This window comes from Pseudonocardia nigra, from assembly GCF_019396355.1.
GTDB classification, from domain to species: Bacteria; Actinomycetota; Actinomycetes; order Mycobacteriales; family Pseudonocardiaceae; genus Pseudonocardia; species Pseudonocardia nigra.
On sequence record NZ_JAHKRK010000010.1, the window covers coordinates 15,320 to 30,126 of the forward strand.

A 14,807-nucleotide genomic window follows, 5' to 3' on the forward strand; every position below is an offset into this window, starting at 1 on the left:
CGTGCGCCTCGATTCGGCCGACGCGCCCCGTCGACGGGGGGCATGGGCGGAGAAGGGGTGCATGGGCGGACTGAGGGTGCACCGGCCACCCCCGCTACCCACGGGTAGGTTCCTGCGGGTGCGGGTGCTGATGGTGTCGTGGGAGTACCCCCCGGTCGTGGTCGGCGGCCTGGGCCGGCACGTGCACGCGCTGGCCACGGAGCTCGTCGCGGACGGCCACGAGGTCGTCGTGCTCTCCCGGCGACCCGCCGGCACCGACGCGGAGACGCACCCGACGGTGGACGAGGTCGTCGAGGGCGTGCGCGTGCTGCGCGTGGCCGAGGACCCGATGCACCTGGAGTTCGAGCGCGACATGGTCGCGTGGGTGCTGGCCATGGGGCATGCGCTGCTGCGGGCCGGGCTCACCGCGTTGCGCGGGTGGCGTCCCGACGTCGTGCACGCCCACGACTGGCTCGTCGCGCACCCCGCGATCGCGCTGGCCGACGCCTGCGACGCGCCGCTCGTCGCCACGGTCCACGCCACGGAGGCGGGGCGGTACGCGGGCTGGCTGTCGTCGCCGCTGAGCCGGCAGGTGCACTCCGCGGAGTGGTGGCTCGCGAACCGCGCCGACACCCTGATCACCTGCTCGGCCGCGATGCGCGCCGAGGTGGCCGAGCTGTTCGACCTCGACCCCGAGCCGATCGAGGTGCTGCACAACGGCATCGCGCCGCGCCGCTGGCGCGCGAGCACCGCACGCGTGGCCGCAGCGCGGCGCCGGCACGCGCCCGGCGGGGCGCCGCTGCTGCTCTACTTCGGCCGCCTGGAGTACGAGAAGGGGGTGCAGGACGCGATCGCGGCCCTGCCCCGGATCCGCCGGGCGCACCGCGGCGCCCGGCTGCTCGTGGCCGGCACCGGCACCGCGGCGGAGATGCTCGCCGAGACCGCGCGCACCCATCGGGTCAAGCGCAGCGTCACCTTCCTCGGCCACCTGCCCGACGACGACCTCGCGGCACTGCTCGCCGCCGCGGACGCCGTGGTGCTCCCGAGCCGCTACGAGCCGTTCGGGATCGTGGCGCTGGAGGCGGCCGCGGCGGGCGCCCCGCTGGTCGCCTCGACGGCGGGTGGGCTCGGCGAGGTCGTGCGCGACGGTGAGACCGGGCTCTCGTTCCCTCCGGGTGATGTCGCGCGCCTGGCGACGGCCGTGTCCGCGGTGCTCGCCGATCCCGCGGCCACGCGGAGCAGAGCCCGGGCGGCCGCGGTCCGGCTCGGCACGGACTTCGACTGGCGGCACATCGCGCGCGCCACCGTCGACGTCTACGCCGCGGCTCGCGCGAGCGGCCCGCGCGAACTCGCCCGGCCGAAGATCCCGGACGGCAACGTCCTGGCCCGCCCCGCCGAACGTCCGGAACGCCACGTTCCTGTCGCTGAATGACGGGAACGTGGCTTTCCTGACACTTCTCGGGGGCCCTCAGGCGGCGCGTGCCGCGTCGCCCAGGTCACTCACCTCGCCCAGGACCACGCGCAGGGCCATGTCGGGGAACTCGTTCGCGAGCTCGTCGACGAGGTCCTCGCGTCCTTCGTCGAGCGCGCTGTTGACGGCGGCGATGTACTCCTCGTGCAGGAGCCGGAGTCGGGTCTCGATCGTGGCGTCCACGGTCGGTTCAGCGTCGGCAGGCCCCGTGGTGTTTCCGGCCCCGTCCGATGTCACATCGATTCAGGCGGATTCGACGGTCGCCTGGACCGCCGCCGCGGTCTTCCTGGCGATGTCGGCGAGCGCTGCCCGCTCCTCCGCCGCGGCGTCGTAGTCGGCGCGCCGGTTGCGCACCACCCGCGCGGGTGCACCCACCGCCACCGAGAACGCCGGGATGTCGCCGCGCACGACGGCGTGCGCCCCCAGCACCGTGCCCCTCCCGACCCGCGTGCCCCGCAGCACCGACACCTTCACCCCGAGCCAGCAGTCCGGCCCGATCCGCACCGGCGTCTTGACGATGCCCTGGTCCTTGATCGGAATGTGCACGTCGGCGGTGCGGTGGTCGAAGTCGGTCACGTACACCCAGTCGGCGACGATCGTCGCGGCCCCGATCTCGACGTCGAGGTAACAGTTGATCGTGTTGTCCTTGCCCAGCACGACCTTGTCGCCGATCCGCAGCGAGCCCTCGTGGCAGCGGATCGAGTTGTCGTCGCCGATGTGCACCCAGCGGCCGATCTCCAACCGCCCGTAGCCGGGCCGGGCGTGCAGTTCCACGCGCTTGCCGAGGAACACCATGCCCCGCAGCACCACGTGGGGGTTCGCCAGCCGGAACCGCAGCAGCCGCCAGTACCGCACGAGGTACCAGGGCGTCCATGCGCGGTTGCGGAGCACCCACCGCAGCGAGGCGAGGGTGAGGAAGCGGGCCTGCCGCGGGTCCCGGCGCCCCCGTCCCCAGCGCTCGCGCAGCGGAGCGCCCCACATGCTCGTCATGGCACGCGATGATGCCCGGTCACTCGCGCACCGCCGGGTTTGCCCCCGGCCCGCCGCCGGGTAGCCCGCGCCCGTGACGACCGAGAGCGCCCGCGGGGACAGCCCCGAAGAGGAGGACCGCGTCGTGTCGCGCCGGGTGGACAACCCGACGACGGCGACGGAGGAGGACGAGGGCGCCTACGACGCCGCCGATCCGCTGCCCGACGGCGGCGTGGGGGACTCCTACCGGGGCGCCACCGGCGGCGTCTCCGAGCACTACGTCGAACCGAACGCCGACAGCGAGCCCACCCGCAGCGAGTGATCACTTGCCCCGGCGAGACGCTCGCCGCCACCGCCCGGCGCCGCGTGCCCGGCGGGAAGGGCGCCCCGCTGCGGCGGGCGTGCGCGGGGGCGCTCACCGTCACCCGCGCCGGGGCCCAGCCGTCGCTGCCCGCCGCGGCGGAGCCGGCGGTGGCCGGGTGAGCCCGATCCCGCTGATCATCGATACCGACCCGGGTGTCGACGACGCCGTGGCGATCATGCTCGCGCTGGCGTCCCCGGAGGTTGAGCTGCGCGCGGTCACCACCGTGTTCGGCAACGTCCCGCTGGACCGCACCACCGCCAACGCCGGCCGTGTCCTCGCCCTCTGCGGGCGCTCCGACGTACCGGTGGCCGCGGGCGCCGCGCGCCCGCTCGTGCACCCGCAGCGGGAGCGGGCCGAGTCCTGGCACGGCGGCGACGGCCTCGGCGGACGCGCCGCGACGCTGCCCGCCCCCGCCGCCGAACCCGACCCGCGCGGCGCCGTCGCGCTGATGGCGGACGTCCTGCGGGCAGCGACCGAGCCCGTGACGATCGCCCCGATCGGGCCGCTGACCAACGTCGCGCTCCTGCTCGCCGTGCACCCGGAGCTCGTGCCGCGGATCGGACGCATCGTGGTGATGGGCGGGTCGCTGGGCGGCGGCAACACCGGCGCCGGCTTCGGTGGCGTGGCGGAGTTCAACGCCCTCTGCGACCCCGAGGCGGCGCACCGCGTGCTCACACAGTCCGAGGTCCCGGTCACGCTGGTACCGCTGGACCTCACGCTGCGGTGCCCGGCGGGGCCCGACTGGCTCGACGGGCTCGCCGCCGCGGGCCCGCGCTGCGCCGCGCTGGCCCAGGTGATCGCCCACTACCGCGCCGCTTACCGCGCCAGGTACGGGGTGGACGCCGTGGCGCTGCACGACGCGGTCGCCGTGCTGGAGGCGGTGCTTCCCGGCTCGCTGACCACCACCTCGACACCGATCGCGGTGGCCTGCGACCTCGGTCCCGCCCGCGGCGCCACGGTGGCGGTGCCGGACGGGCCGCCGGTGCACGTGGCGCTCGACGCCGACACCGGCGCGGTGCTCGCCGAGGTGCTGGCCCGCCTGGGCATGGTGGACGGGCTGGGATGACGCGGCTCAGGCCAGCCCGTGCTCGATGGCGTAGCGCACCAGCGCAGCCCGGCCGCTGACCTGCAGCTTGCGCAGCATGTTCTGCACGTGGTTCTCCACGGTGCGCGGGGAGAGCACCAGCCGGCCGGCGATCTGGCGGGCCGTGAGCCCCTCGACCACCAGCCGCAGCACGTCGGCCTCCCGCTCGGTGAGCCGCCGCGCACCCTCCTGCGGGTCGAGCGGCCTGCCGAACCGCTCCAGCACGACCTCGGCGAGGCCGGGGCTGAACACCGCCTCACCGCACGCGGTGCGCGCTAGTGCATCGGCGGCCGTCCCCGCCGCCGTGACGAGATGGCTGGTGGCGCCCGCCCGCACTGCCGCGAGGACGACGGCGTGGTCGGGCGCGGCCGACAGGGTCAGCACCCGTGCCGAGGGCACGGCCGCACTGACGGACTCGACCGCGGACAGCGCGTCGGGGGCGGCGTCGAGGTCGACCACGACGACCTGGGGCTGCCGCTCCGTCACCACCCGGACCGCCTCCGCGGGCGCGGCGGTGGCCAGCAGCGTGACGCCCGGCCTGCGCACCATCTCCTCGGCGTGCCGGCCGACCGTGGCTGCGGCGACGAGCACCACGGTGACGGGCCGGACGATCATGTCGGTGATCCTCCCAAGGAGGGATGGCCGGCGGAGGCCGTTCGCGTGTGACCACCCGTTCAGCCGTACCCCGTCACCATCAGTGATCACTCGTCGGCGAGGCCCTGCTCGATCGCGTACCGGACGAGCTGCGCGCGGTTGTGCAGCTGCAGCTTGCGCAAGGTGTTCTGCACGTGGCTCTCGACGGTGCGGTGCGACACGACGAGCCGCTCCCCGATCTGCTTCGCGGTGAGTCCCTTGGCCACCAGCCGCAGCACCTCCGTCTCCCGGTCGGTGAGCGCGGGCGCCGCGCCGTCCGGCCCCGGCGGCTCCCCGGCCAGGCGCCGGTACTCTCCGAGCACGAGCCCCGCGAGTCCGGGTGTGAACACGGGGAAGCCATCGGCCGTGCGGCGGACGGCCGCGAGCAGCTCCTCGGCACTCGCCGACTTCACCAGGTAGCCGGTGGCGCCCGCCTTCACCGCCTCCAGGACGTCGGTGTGCTCACCGCTGGCCGAGAGCACGAGGACCTTCGTGTCGGGCAGCTTCGCGAGGATGCCCTCGATCGCCGCGACGCCCGAGGTCGCCCCCAGGTTGAGGTCCATCAGCACCACCCGCGGCCGGGCGGCGGGCGCGATCCGCACCGCGGCGTCCGCGTCGGGCGCCGTGGCGACGACCTTCAGTCCGCGCTCGGTCAGGTCGCGCGCCACCCCCTCCCGCCAGATCGGGTGGTCGTCCACGACCATCACCGTGATCTCGCCGTCCGTCATGTCCTCACCTTCCGCGGGATCCTGACGATCCACTCGGTGCCGCGGTCCGGCCCGGTGTCGCAGGTGATCGTTCCTCCCAGGTCGAGCACGCGGCCGCGCATGGAGCGGGCCACGCCGAGCCTGCCCTCGGCCTCGGCGGCGGCCAGCCGGCCGCCGGGGATCCCGGGACCCTCGTCGCGCACGCTGATCTCGATGCCGTCGCCCAGGTCCTCGAGCAGCACCCACGCCGGCGCGTCCGGCCCGACGTGCAGCGCCACGTTCGCCAGTGCCGCTCCGACCACGCGGCTGAGCTCGTCGACGACGGGGGCCGGGAGCTCGACGGGGTGCGCCGGCGTCGAGACGCTGACCCGCGCCGACGCCAGCATCCGCAACGCCGCGGCGAGGTCGCGCCTGCCGTGCGCGTCGACGAGCGCCGGCCCGGTCGTCAGCAGCGTGCGCAGGGCGAACTCCTGTTCCCCGGCGATCGCGCCGAGCTCGCCCGCGGCGCCGCCGAGCTCCGCGCCGCGCCGCCGCACGAAGCCGAGCACCTGCAGCACCCCGTCGTGCACGGCCCTGGCCAGGCGTTCCCGCTCCGACGCCGCGGCCTCGGCGGCGATCGCCTCCCGGAGCCGTTCCGCGGAGCGGCGCAACACGGTGGAGGCGAAGCCGATCGTCAGCCCGGCCAGCGCGAGGAGCTGGATGTCGGCGAGCTCGGCCTGCAGCCGCGCCTGGAACACCACGAGCGCCGCCGACACCGCCGCCGCCCCCGCCAGGCCGCCGGGCACGCCGAACGCGATCGCGCAGGCGAGCACGGCGGCGGGCGTCCAGATCGAGCCCATCACCGGGGCGTCCTGGGCGAGCTGCGCCGGGGTCTGCACCAGCGGCGTGGTGCCCATGATCGCCACGGTGACCACGACGTCGACGACCGCGAGCCGCCCGCGCCGCTTCCGGAGAGCGGGCCGGGAACCGAGGTAGGCGTACCCGGTGAGAGCGGTCCACAGGGTCATCGCCCCGAGCACGGCGACCGCGCCCAGCGGGGAGGCGTACTCGTCGAGGGCGAGCAGGACCCCGACGACGGCGCTGACCAGCGTCAGCACCCGGTAGAAGAGCATGCCGCGCCAGAGCGACTCGAGCGGCCGCTCGGTGTCGGCGGCCGTGGGGGCGGTCATGGCCCCATCCTCGCCGAGCGGCCGCGCCGCCCGGATCAGTAGGCCTACGGGTTCTTAGTACCGGTGACGAGCGCGTTGTAGAACCACCCTCGCGGCACGACCCGCGACAGCACGTTCGCGTCCAGCCAGGACAGCCGCTGCCAGCTGCGGTAGGCGAACATCGCCCAGCCCATCCCCAGCTTCCCCGGCGGCACGGCGGCCTCGAACGTGCGCACCGGCCAGCCGAGCATGGCGGCGGTGAACTCCTCGGTGACGACCCGGACGTCGCGGGCGCCCGCCCGCCGGGCGGTGTCCTCCAGCTGCGCCGGGTCGAACGTGTGGATGTCGACGACGGCCTCCAGGGCCGCAGCGCGCGAGGACTCGTCGAGCTCCTCCTGCGGGCGGCGCCACCCCTGCAACGGAGGGAGCCGGGTGATCGTCGTGGTGGCCTTCCACGTGAGTGCCCCGAGGCGGCGGGCGTAGAAGTCGCCGACCGTGGTGGGTTCGCCGGCGAACACGAACCGGCCGCCGGGCTTGAGCACCCGCAGGACCTCGCGCAGGGCGAGCTCGACGTCCGGGATGTGGTGCAGCACCGCGTGCCCCACCACCAGGTCGAACGTGGCGTCGTCGTAGGGGATCCGCTCGGCGTCGGCCACCCGGCCGTCCACGTCGAGGCCGAGGTGCTCGGCGTTGCGCAGCGCGGCCTGCACCATGCCCGGGGACAGGTCGGTGACCGAGCCACGCTTCGCCAGGCCGGCCTGCATCAGGTTGAGCAGGAAGAACCCGGTGCCGCTGCCCAGCTCAAGCGCGCGCTCGTAGGGCCAGTCCGCGTCGCCCGCGGCGTAGCGGAAGCGGTCGGCCGCGTAGGTGATGCAGCGCTCGTCGTAGGAGATGGACCACTTGTCGTCGTAGGTCCCGGCCTCCCAGTCGTGGTAGAGGACGTTGGCCAGCTTCGGGTCCTGCCGGGCGGCCGCCACCTCCTCGGCGGTGGCGTGCGGGCGCGGCGCCGGGTCCGTACTCATGAGTAGGAGCGTAAACGGGCCTACCATTCCGCCTGATGGTGGACGCACACGCGGTCGAGGTGCCCTCCGGCGGCTGGACGGTCGACGACCTGGACAGCTGGCCGGAGTCACACGTGCGCTACGAACTGACCGACGGGGCCCTCACCGTGTCACCCTCACCGTCCAGCCTGCACCAGGCCGTGTCCGGTCGGCTGTTCGCGCGGCTGGACGCGGTCGCCCCGGCGCCGCTGGCCGTCACCCAGGCCGTGGAGATCCGCTTCGCCCGGCAGCTGACCCGCGTTCCGGATCTGCTCGTCGTGCACTCAGACGAGCCGGGGCGGCACTGGTTCGCCCCGGCCGAGGTACTGCTCGCCGTCGAGATCGAGTCCCCGGGCTCGCACACGGAGGACAGATTCACCAAGCCGGCGATCTACGCTCGGCACGGCATCCCGCACTTCTGGCGCATCGAACTCGACCCGCTGCGGGTGCGCGTGTTCCGGCCGGGCCACGGGGACCGCTACGAGGAAGCCGAGCCGATCGACGAGGAGCGACTCAAGGTCGGCGAGCCGTTCCCCGTCGACCTCGCGCTCGCCGACATCCTCCCGGGATGGGCCCGGCGCGCCGAATGATCAGCGCCCGGTGAACCGCGCCTTGCCCGGCCCGCTCTCCACGAACGAGGTCATGCCGGTCTGCCGGTCCTCCGTGGCGAACAGCGCCGCGAACATCTCGGCCTCCAGATCCAGACCGGTGCGCAGGTCGACGTCGAGTCCGCCGTCGATCGCCTTCTTCGCGGCCGCCAGCGCCACGGCGGGACCGTTCGCGAACTGCTCGGCCCACCGCCGGGCGGCGGCGTAGACCTCGTCGGCGGGCACCACCTCGTCCACGAGCCCGATGGCGAGTGCCTCCTCCGCGCCGACCATCCGACCCGTGAAGATCAGGTCCTTGGCCCGCGCCGGGCCGATCAGCCGCGCCATCCGCTGGGTGCCGCCGCCGCCGGGGATGATCCCCAGCAGGATCTCCGGCTGCCCGAGCTTGGCGTTGTCGCCGCAGACCCGCCGGTCGCAGCCCAGCGCCACCTCCATACCGCCGCCGAGCGCGTAGCCGGTGATCGCGGCGACCGTCGGCTTCGGGACTTCCGACAGCGCCCCGAAACAGGCCGAGAGCCTGCGCGCGACCGGCGCCATGTCCGCGTAGGACATGCCGGCCATCTCCTTGACGTCGGCGCCGGCGGCGAACACCTTCTCGCCGCCGTACACGATCACCGCGCGCACGTCGGCCCGCCGCGTGGCCTCCTCGGCACACGCCTTCAGCTCCTCCTGGACCTGCCGGCTGAACGCGTTCATCGGTGGCCGTTCCAGCCGGATCGTGCCGATGCCGCCGTCGACCTCAAGGTTCACGAATTCGCCCACGCCCGGCACCCTACGGCCTCGCTGCAGCAAAGCCACTTTCCTGCAACGAGGTTGCGTGAAAGTGGCTTTGCTGCAACGGCGGCGGCGGGTTCGGGGTCAGCGCAGCCATGCCGTGTAGCGGCCCCGCCTGCGCTGGACGGCCAGCGGCATGCCGAACGTGGCCGACAGGTTCTCGTCGGTCAGCACGTCGTCGAGCAGCCCGGCGGCCACCACGCCGCCCTCCCGCAGCAGCAAGCCGTGGCTGTAGCCGACCGGGATCTCCTCCACGTGGTGGGTGACCAGCACGGACGCCGGCGCGTCGGCGTCGGCGGCCAGCGCGGTGAGCCGGGCGACGAGGTCCTCGCGGCCCCCGAGGTCGAGCCCCGCCGCGGGCTCGTCGAGCAGCAGCAGCTCGGGGTCGGTCATCAGCGCGCGGGCGATGAGCGTGCGCTTGCGCTCGCCCTCGGACAACGTGCCGTACATGCGCTCGGCCAGGTTGCGCACGCCGAGCGCGTCGAGCAGGTACTCGGCCCGGTCGGTGTCGGCCGACTCGTAGTCCTCCCGCCAGCGCCCGAGCACCCCGTACCCGGCGCTCACCACGACGTCGCGCACCAGCTCGTCACCCGGCACGCGCCCGTTGAGCGCCGCCGAGCAGAGCCCGATCCGGGTGCGCAGCTCGAAGATGTTGACCCGGCCCATCCGCTCGCCGAGCACGTGCACGGTGCCCGACGTCGGGTGCAGCTCGGCGGCGGCCAGCCGCAGCAGGGTCGTCTTGCCCGCGCCGTTCGGCCCGAGCACGACCCAGCGCTCGTCCAGCTCGACCGACCAGTCCACGTCGTGGAGCAACGCCGTGCTCCCGCGCCGGACGGCCACGTCCTCCATCCGGAGGACGAGATCGGTCATATCGCTTCGCTCGGTATCGATGCTCGCTCCGCTGTCGGTGATCAACGACTCACGGGAGGGTCCAGGCGCAGCCACCCCCCTATCCTCGCGGATCGTGCCGGTCTTCCCCCTGGGTGCCCACGCCGATGCGGGCGGCGTGCGCTTCGCCGTGGCCTCCACCAGTGCAGATGCCGTCGAGGTGTGCCTCGTGGACGGCCCGGACGGGGAGCTGACGGAGCGCCGGGTCGCCCTCACGGAACGGACCTTCGGTGTCTGGCACGGGTACCTGCCCGGCGTCGCCCCGGGGCAGCGGTACGGCTACCGGGTGCACGGCCCGTACCGGCCGTGGGACGGCGTCCGGGCCAACCCGGCCAAGATCCTCGTCGACCCCTATGCCCGCCGGATCACCGGCCGCGTCACCGACCTGCGCGCGGCGAGGGGATGGGCCGCCGACCCGATGACGGGGCCCCCTAGCCCGGTCGACTCGCTCGGGCACGTGCCCCTGTCGGTCGTCACCGGCCCCGACGTGCCGGCCCCGGGCCCGCGCCCGGACGTCCCGTGGTCGGATACGGTGATCGCCGAGCTGCACGTGCGCGGCTACACCCGGCAGCACCCGGAGGTCCCGCCGGAACAGCGCGGCACCTACCTCGGGCTCGCGCACCCGGCCGTCATCGAGCACCTGACCCGGCTCGGCGTCACCGCGGTCGAACTGCTGCCCGTGGCCGCCATCGCCGACGAGCCGCCGCTGCTGGACCGCGGCCGCTCGAACTACTGGGGCTACGCCACGCTCGGCTTCCTCGCCCCCCACGCGGGCTACGCGAGCGTGCCGGGCGCGGAGATCGAGGAGTTCCGCACCATGGTCGCCGCGCTGCACGCCGCGGGGATCGAGGTCATCCTCGACATGGTCCCCAACCACACCGCGGAGGGTGGGGTCGGCGGCACCACGCTGTCCTACCGCGGCCTCGACGCCCGGGCCTACTACTGCATCGGCGGCAACGGCTACGACGCCGACATCACCGGCACCGGCAACACCCTCGACTCCGGCTCCCCGACGGTCGTCCGGCTGGTGTGCGACGCGCTGCGGCACTGGGTCACGGCCTTCGGCGTCGACGGGTTCCGCATCGACCTCGCCAGCGTGCTCGGCAGGCCCCGCTCCGGCGGCTTCGACCCGAACGCGCCGCTGCTGACGGCCATCGCGGTCGACCCGGTGCTGTCCCAGGCCAAGCTCATCGCCGAGCCCTGGGACGCCACGGGCGAGGGCTACCGCGTCGGCGGCTTCGGGGTGGCGTGGTCGGAGTGGAACGGCCGTTACCGCGACGCGGTGCGCGACTTCTGGCGTGGCCACGGCGGCATCGGCGAGGTCGCCTCCCGGCTCACCGGCAGCTCCGACGTCTACAAGATGTCCGGACGGCGGCCGTGGGCGTCGATCAACTTCGTCACCGCCCACGACGGCTTCACGCTGCGCGACCTCGTCTCCTATGAGCGCAAGCACAACGAGGCCAACGGGGAGGGCAACCGCGACGGCACCGACGACAACCGCTCGCAGAACTTCGGCGTGGAGGGCGAGACGTCCTCACCGGTGATCGTCTCGCGGCGGCTGGCGGCGGCGCGGGCCATGCTCGGCACCCTGCTGCTGTCGACCGGCACACCGATGCTGCTCGGCGGCGACGAGCTGTGGCGCACCCAGGGCGGCAACAACAACGCCTACTGCCTCGACGACCCCACCTCGTGGGTCGAGTGGCCCGCCGACGGGCCCGCGGCGTCGCTGACGGCGTTCACCGCGCGCGTAGCGGAGATCCGCCGCAGCTCCCCCGCCCTGCACCGGGACCGGTTCTACCGCGACGGCGAGGTGCTCTGGTGGCACCCCGCGGGCCGTCGGATGGGCGGGCACGACTGGCACGACGCCGGCCTGCGCAGCCTCGGGCTGCTGCGCGCGAAGTGGCTGCTGCTCCTGCACGCCGGTCCCGACGCCGTGCCCGCGACGCTGCCGCCCGGCGGACCCTTCACACCGGTGCTGGACAGCACCAGGGCCGACGGCGTGCCGGTCAGCTGCCGCTCACTGCCCGCCGGGACCACCATCACGCTGCCCCCGCGCTCGCTGCTGCTGCTGTGCGGCGCCTGAGGGAGGTACCGTCGCACCGTGCCGCGCTACGACTTCCGCTGCCGTGAGTGCTCGCAGACCTTCGAGGTCAGCCGCCCCATGAGTGCTGCCGGGGATCCGGCGCCCTGCCCGGCGGGCCACGCCGACACCGTCAAGCTGCTCAGCACGGTGGCGGTCGGCGGACGGAGCACGGGCGGCCCCGCAGCCGTCCCCGCAGCGGGTGGCGGCGGCTGCTGCGGGGGCGGCTGCTGCGGCGGCTGACCGCGCAAGAGCCACACCCCCACGGCCAGCGTCCGTCACTCACCGCTACCGCCTCCCCGCGCCCACCCCGCCCCCGAGTTGCAGCAAGGTGGCTTTACTGCGGTCTCATGGCAGCAAAGCCACCTTGCTGCGACAGGGCACGACGGCCGGGGGACACAGCGCGTGACCGGGTCGCCGGTCCGGTCACTGCAGCGGCAGCACGATCCGCGCGAGCTCGGCCGACGAGGCGAGCAGCGGGTGCGCGGGCAGCACCCGCACCGTGTACCCGGTGAGCCCGGCGTGCGGGAGCTTCACGACGCACTCGAAGCGGTCGCCGCGGCCGTCGGCCTCCCCGACGTGCTCCATCTCGACGGTCACCGCGTCGGCGAGGTCGTCGGACTCGCCGACGCGCCCGACCACGGCCTGCACCGCGACGTCCGACGGGGCGAGCCCGGCCAGCTGCACCGCGGCCCGCACCGTCATGGGTGCACCCACCTCCGGCGTGTCGGGCAGCCCGGTGGCGTCGACGCCGGCGATCTGCACGCGTGACCACGCCGCGTTCAACCGGGAGCGGTAGGCGGCGAGGTCGCGGGCCGGGGCGAAGTCGTCGGCCGCGATCCGCACGGCGGCGCGCGCCGCGGGCGCGTACCAGTCCTCGACGTACTCCCGCACCATCCGCGTGGCCTGCACCTGCGGGCGCAGCGTCATCAAGGTGTGGCGCACGAGCTCGGTCCAGCGGGTCGGCACGCCGTCGGTGCGCTCGTAGAACGCCGGCGCCACCTGGGTGGCCAGCAGCTCGTAGAGGGCGTTGGCCTCGAGGTCGTCGCGCTTGGTCGGGTCGGCGATGCCGTCGGCGGTGGGGATCGCCCAGCCGTTCGCGCCGTCGTAGAACTCGTCCCACCAACCGTCGCGGATGGACAGGTTGAGCCCGCCGTTCAGCGCCGACTTCATGCCGGACGTGCCGCAGGCCTCGAGCGGGCGCAGCGGGTTGTTGAGCCACACGTCGCAGCCCCAGTACAGGTACCGGGCCATCGACATGTCGTAGTCGGGCAGGAACACGATCCGGTGCCGCACCGCGGGATCGTCGGCGAACCGCACGATCTCCTGGATGAGCGCCTTGCCGCCGTCGTCGGCCGGGTGCGACTTGCCCGCGACGACGAGCTGCACCGGGCGGTGCGGGTCGAGCAGCAGGTCGCGCAGCCGGTCCTTGTCGCGCAGCATCAGCGTGAGTCGCTTGTAGGTGGGGACGCGCCGGGCGAAGCCGACGGTCAGCACGTCGGGATCGAAGACGTGGTCGGTCCACCCCAGCTCGGGCGTCGACGCGCCGCGCTGCAGCCACGCCTCGCGGACGCGCCTGCGGACCTCGGCGACGAGCCTGGCGCGCAGCGCGCCGCGCAGGTCCCACAGCATCTCGTCGGAGACCGGCTCGCGCGGGGTCTGGGTGGCGACGGGGCCGGAGTCGCCGAGCAGCGCGGTGACCTCGCGCGCCTCCCACGTGGCCCCGTGGACGCCGTTGGTGACCGAGCCGATCGGCACCTCGTCGGCGTCGAAGCCCTGCCACAGTGGGCCGAACATGCCCCGCGAGACGGCGCCGTGCAGCCGGGACACCCCGTTGGCGCGCTGGGCCAGGCGCAGCCCCATGTGCGCCATGTTGAACATGTTCGGGTTCTCCTCGGCACCCAGCGCCAGCACCCGGTCCATCGGCAGGCCGGGCAGCAGGTTCTCGGAGAAGTAGTGGCGCACCATGTCGACGGGGAACCGGTCGATGCCCGCCGGCACCGGCGTGTGCGTGGTGAACACCGTGCCCGCCCGGACGGCGCCCACCGCCTCGTCGAAGCTCAGCCCGTCGCGGGCCTGCAGCTCGCGGATCCGCTCCAGGCCGAGGTAGCCGGCGTGGCCCTCGTTGGTGTGGAACACCTCCGGCTCCGGGTGCCCCGTGGCGGCGCAGAACGCGCGCACCGCTCGGACGCCGCCGATCCCGACGAGGATCTCCTGCCGGATGCGGTGGTCCTGGTCGCCGCCGTAGAGCCGGTCGGTGACGCCACGCAGGTCGGGCTCGTTCTCCTCGATGTCGGAGTCGAGCAGCAGGAGCGGGACGCGCCCGACGCTCGCCTGCCACACCCGGGCCCGGAGCACGCGCCGCGCGGGCATCGCCACCTCGACGAGCACCGGCCGGCCGTCGGTGTCCGTGAGCAGCTGCAGCGGGAGGCCCTGCGGGTCGAGCACCGGGTAGTGCTCGAGCTGCCAGCCGTCCAGCGACAGCGACTGCCGGAAGTAGCCCGAGCGGTAGAGCAGCCCCACACCGATCAGCGGGACGCCGAGGTCGGAGGCCGCCTTGAGGTGGTCACCCGCGAGCACGCCGAGGCCGCCGGAGTAGTTGGGCAGCACCTCGCTGACGCCGAACTCCATCGAGAAGTAGCCCACGGCCGCGGGCAGCGTGGGGTCGTCCTCGCGCTCGACCTGGTACCAGCGCGGCTCCTCGAGGTAGCTCGCCAGGTCGTCGGCGAGCTCGCGCACGGTGACGACGGTGTCGGCGTCCCTGGCGAGCTCCGCGAAGCGCGTCGACGAGATCTCCCCCAGCAGCCGCACCGGGTCGTGGCCCGCCCGCTCCCACGCGTCGCCGTCGAGGGCGGCGAACAGGTCCTGGGTCGGCGGGTGCCAGCTCCACCGCAGGTTGGTGGCCAGGGTCTGCAACGGCGCCAGCGGGGCAGGCAGCTGGGCCCGCACGGTGAACCGACGGAGAGCTCTCACGGGCCGGAGGGTACGTGAATCGGTCGCGGGATCGTTCCAGCGCACGGCGCCTTCCGCCGGTCGCAGCAGCCGTCGTCCTCCCGTGGGAC

At 74.1% G+C, this 14,807-nt stretch carries 16 protein-coding genes; 7 read left to right on the forward strand and 9 right to left on the reverse strand.

Annotation, left to right across the window (positions count from 1 at the left end):
• Positions 1-118: 118 nt before the first annotated feature.
• Positions 119-1,411 (forward strand): glycosyltransferase family 4 protein, encoded by a 1,293-nt coding sequence (locus tag KME75_RS04460; RefSeq protein WP_219413298.1) that lies wholly within the window; start codon positions 119-121, stop codon positions 1,409-1,411.
• A 36-nt stretch (positions 1,412-1,447) separates the two neighbouring features.
• On the opposite strand, the gene KME75_RS04465 is transcribed toward KME75_RS04460, so the two are convergent.
• Positions 1,448-1,633 carry a hypothetical protein gene (locus KME75_RS04465; RefSeq protein ID WP_219413237.1) on the reverse strand — a complete coding sequence of 62 codons (186 nt, stop codon included), beginning with the start codon at positions 1,631-1,633 and terminating at the stop codon, positions 1,448-1,450.
• Between the two features lie 60 nt (positions 1,634-1,693).
• Positions 1,694-2,440 (reverse strand): acyltransferase, encoded by a 747-nt coding sequence (locus tag KME75_RS04470; protein ID WP_219413238.1) that lies wholly within the window; start codon positions 2,438-2,440, stop codon positions 1,694-1,696.
• 73 nt (positions 2,441-2,513) lie between these two features.
• On the opposite strand from KME75_RS04470, the gene KME75_RS04475 reads away from it, so the two are divergent.
• From KME75_RS04475 to KME75_RS04485, 3 genes are read left to right on the forward strand one after another with little or no spacing between them, the layout of a single operon-like run.
• The gene (locus KME75_RS04475; RefSeq protein WP_219413239.1) at positions 2,514-2,741 is read left to right on the forward strand and encodes a hypothetical protein; all 228 of its coding nucleotides are present in this window, start codon (positions 2,514-2,516) and stop codon (positions 2,739-2,741) included.
• Positions 2,738-2,902 (forward strand): hypothetical protein, encoded by a 165-nt coding sequence (locus KME75_RS04480; RefSeq protein ID WP_219413240.1) that lies wholly within the window; start codon positions 2,738-2,740, stop codon positions 2,900-2,902. Before KME75_RS04475 ends, KME75_RS04480 begins: the two co-directional genes overlap by 4 nt.
• Positions 2,899-3,849, forward strand: a complete 951-nt coding sequence (locus tag KME75_RS04485) for a nucleoside hydrolase (RefSeq protein WP_308282550.1) — start codon at positions 2,899-2,901, stop codon at positions 3,847-3,849. The genes KME75_RS04480 and KME75_RS04485 overlap by 4 nt, the downstream gene beginning before the upstream one ends.
• A gap of 6 nt (positions 3,850-3,855) precedes the next feature.
• On the opposite strand, the gene KME75_RS04490 is transcribed toward KME75_RS04485, so the two are convergent.
• The 4 genes from KME75_RS04490 to KME75_RS04505 all read right to left on the reverse strand — a co-directional run bounded on the left by KME75_RS04490 (position 3,856) and on the right by KME75_RS04505 (position 7,377).
• On the reverse strand, positions 3,856-4,482 hold the full coding sequence (locus KME75_RS04490) for a response regulator transcription factor (protein ID WP_219413241.1): 627 nt from the start codon (positions 4,480-4,482) through the stop codon (positions 3,856-3,858).
• Positions 4,483-4,568: 86 nt separating this feature from the next.
• On the reverse strand, positions 4,569-5,228 hold the full coding sequence (locus KME75_RS04495) for a response regulator (RefSeq protein WP_219413242.1): 660 nt from the start codon (positions 5,226-5,228) through the stop codon (positions 4,569-4,571).
• Entirely contained in the window at positions 5,225-6,376 is a 1,152-nt protein-coding gene (gene macS / locus KME75_RS04500; RefSeq protein ID WP_219413243.1) for a MacS family sensor histidine kinase, read from the reverse strand. The genes KME75_RS04495 and macS overlap by 4 nt, the downstream gene beginning before the upstream one ends.
• 44 nt (positions 6,377-6,420) lie before the next feature.
• The gene (locus KME75_RS04505) at positions 6,421-7,377 is read right to left on the reverse strand and encodes a class I SAM-dependent methyltransferase (protein WP_219413244.1); all 957 of its coding nucleotides are present in this window, start codon (positions 7,375-7,377) and stop codon (positions 6,421-6,423) included.
• A gap of 35 nt (positions 7,378-7,412) precedes the next feature.
• Between KME75_RS04505 and KME75_RS04510 the strand changes: the two genes are divergently transcribed.
• Positions 7,413-7,985, forward strand: coding sequence for a Uma2 family endonuclease (locus KME75_RS04510; RefSeq protein WP_219413245.1), 573 nt, complete (start codon positions 7,413-7,415; stop codon positions 7,983-7,985).
• Here KME75_RS04510 and KME75_RS04515 read toward each other — a convergent pair whose 3' ends face one another.
• Together KME75_RS04515 and KME75_RS04520 are read right to left on the reverse strand one after the other, a co-directional pair.
• Complete coding sequence (locus tag KME75_RS04515; RefSeq protein WP_219413246.1) at positions 7,986-8,765, reverse strand: enoyl-CoA hydratase/isomerase family protein; 780 nt, start codon at positions 8,763-8,765, stop codon at positions 7,986-7,988. It abuts the gene before it with no gap.
• A 96-nt stretch (positions 8,766-8,861) separates the two neighbouring features.
• A complete protein-coding gene (locus KME75_RS04520) occupies positions 8,862-9,647 on the reverse strand; it encodes an ABC transporter ATP-binding protein (RefSeq protein ID WP_219413247.1) in 786 nt (261 codons plus the stop codon).
• A gap of 94 nt (positions 9,648-9,741) precedes the next feature.
• On the opposite strand from KME75_RS04520, the gene glgX reads away from it, so the two are divergent.
• The gene (gene glgX / locus KME75_RS04525; protein ID WP_308282551.1) at positions 9,742-11,748 is read left to right on the forward strand and encodes a glycogen debranching protein GlgX; all 2,007 of its coding nucleotides are present in this window, start codon (positions 9,742-9,744) and stop codon (positions 11,746-11,748) included.
• Between the two features lie 18 nt (positions 11,749-11,766).
• Positions 11,767-11,988, forward strand: a complete 222-nt coding sequence (locus KME75_RS04530) for an FmdB family zinc ribbon protein (RefSeq protein WP_219413249.1) — start codon at positions 11,767-11,769, stop codon at positions 11,986-11,988.
• Between the two features lie 183 nt (positions 11,989-12,171).
• On the opposite strand, the gene glgP is transcribed toward KME75_RS04530, so the two are convergent.
• Complete coding sequence (gene glgP, locus KME75_RS04535) at positions 12,172-14,718, reverse strand: alpha-glucan family phosphorylase (RefSeq protein WP_219413250.1); 2,547 nt, start codon at positions 14,716-14,718, stop codon at positions 12,172-12,174.
• Positions 14,719-14,807 lie beyond the last annotated feature (89 nt).

Bases quoted from the DNA above. Each gene is read 5' to 3' on its own strand.
- KME75_RS04470 (WP_219413238.1), bottom strand. From the start codon at position 2,440: ATGACGAGCATGTGGGGCGCTCCGCTGCGCGAGCGCTGGGGACGGGGG.
- KME75_RS04490 (WP_219413241.1), bottom strand. From the start codon at position 4,482: ATGATCGTCCGGCCCGTCACCGTGGTGCTCGTCGCCGCAGCCACGGTC.
- KME75_RS04495 (WP_219413242.1), bottom strand. From the start codon at position 5,228: ATGACGGACGGCGAGATCACGGTGATGGTCGTGGACGACCACCCGATC.
- macS (WP_219413243.1), bottom strand. From the start codon at position 6,376: ATGACCGCCCCCACGGCCGCCGACACCGAGCGGCCGCTCGAGTCGCTC.
- KME75_RS04505 (WP_219413244.1), bottom strand. From the start codon at position 7,377: ATGAGTACGGACCCGGCGCCGCGCCCGCACGCCACCGCCGAGGAGGTG.
- KME75_RS04510 (WP_219413245.1), top strand. From the start codon at position 7,413: ATGGTGGACGCACACGCGGTCGAGGTGCCCTCCGGCGGCTGGACGGTC.
- KME75_RS04520 (WP_219413247.1), bottom strand. From the start codon at position 9,647: ATGACCGATCTCGTCCTCCGGATGGAGGACGTGGCCGTCCGGCGCGGG.